Below are 1,584 nucleotides of genomic sequence, written 5' to 3'. Positions count from 1 at the left end.
GAAGCCCTGGAAGCCGATATCGCGGTCATTTTCCACTGGCCTCCGTCTGAAACCGGCCCACTGTCATTGTCAGATTTGCTGATGTGGCGGCATCAGGCTTACCTACGAAGTCAAACGCATGAGTAAAGATTTACGTCTACAGGTCATTTTAAGTGCTATCGACAGGCTCAGTGGCCCCTTTGAGAAAGCCAAAACCGCCAATACCCGACTGGCGCAGCAGCTTAAAAGCACGCGCGAGCGCTTGACGCAACTCAATCAGGCGAGCCAAAAACTGATCCAGTTACAGACGCTCAGTGGCAAAATCAATACGCTCGGTCAGGCACTGGAAAAAGCGCGCCTGAAAAGCAAAATGATGGGCCTTGAGATGGCGGGTCTCCAAAAKCCCACCCAAAAACAAACCGCCGCACTGGAAAAACAGTGGGCCAGCGTGGCGAAACTTGAGCGTCAGTATCAGGGCTTTCTTACCCAACAGCAAAAAATCCGGTCGTCGTTTGATAAAATGGGGTTATCCGTCAATCACGCGGACCACGCCACCGCCCATATCCGGCAAGAAACCCAGAAATACACCCAGGCGTTAAGAGCTCAGGAAGGCCAGCTTGCCAACATTTCAGCACGCGAAAAACACCTTGCCAACGCCAGAAACCGTTATCAACAGCGCATGAACCGCCGAAATACTCTGCTGTCTCACGGGGCAGGCATGGTTGCCACCGGTGCCGCCACCGCGATGGCGGTCAAGCCGACCCTCAATGAAGCGGCGATTTATCAACACGAAGCGGTTTCCTTTAAAGCGCTCAGAGGTGGAGAGGCGATGCTGGCGGATRCCGAAAAGTTTGCTAAAGGCATGCATATTTTTGGCAACAGCACGACCGAAAACCTGAAAGTGATTAAAGAGGCTTACTCCGTTTTACGCGATTATCATGAAACTGAACTGGTCTCGCCGACGTTGCTTAAGCTTCAATTCACCACTAAATTTATGTCGTCACATGGCGTCAGTGGATCCGCTGCCGAGGCGTTACGTGACCAGTCACCTGCTGTGCTCAAAATTGCCGAGTTACGTAATGAAATTAACACCCCTGCGCAATTTAAACGCTCGGTTAATATGACGGCAAAATCGATGACGGCCAGTGGGGAGATGGTCTTGCCGGAAGATTATCTGGCAATGATGAAAACGGGTGGCACCGCTGTCAAACAGATGAACATCGATGCGTTCTATTTTGGTATGTCACATCTTATCCAGCAGTTAGGCGGTGACCGAACCGGCACCTCATTAAACAGTGCTTATCAGAATCTGGTGAAAGGCAAAACGACCCAGGGTGCGATGGAAAACCTGATGGGACTCGGTCTCTTGAAAAAAGGATCAGTTAAATACGGCAAAACCGGTCACGTCACCAGGATGAATAACTATGCGCTGGTGAATGTAGAACTCTACAAACGCGACCCTTTCCGCTATCTGATGGGCGAAATTGTGCCGCGAATTCGAAAGAAGTACCCGCAATTAACCGAATCGCAAATGGAAACCCAAATCGCGCAACTGTTTTCGAGTCGTACCGGCTCGGATTTATTTGTGACGATGTATCGGGAACA

At 50.5% G+C, this 1,584-nt stretch carries 1 protein-coding gene and 1 pseudogene; both read left to right on the top strand.

Annotated elements, in window-relative coordinates; genetic code table 11:
- Positions 1–6: 6 nt before the first annotated feature.
- On the top strand, positions 7–126 hold the full coding sequence (locus tag CBG25_RS17660; RefSeq protein ID WP_290608298.1) for a GpE family phage tail protein: 120 nt from the start codon (positions 7–9) through the stop codon (positions 124–126).
- A pseudogene (locus CBG25_RS17655) lies at positions 119–1,584 on the top strand (hypothetical protein); the annotation flags it as partial. The gene CBG25_RS17660 and the pseudogene CBG25_RS17655, both read left to right, overlap by 8 nt.

Origin of the sequence: Arsenophonus sp. ENCA (genome assembly GCF_002287155.1) — a bacterium.
Classification (GTDB): domain Bacteria; phylum Pseudomonadota; class Gammaproteobacteria; order Enterobacterales; family Enterobacteriaceae; genus Arsenophonus; species Arsenophonus nilaparvatae.
This window is presented reverse-complemented; position numbering and strand designations above follow the sequence as displayed.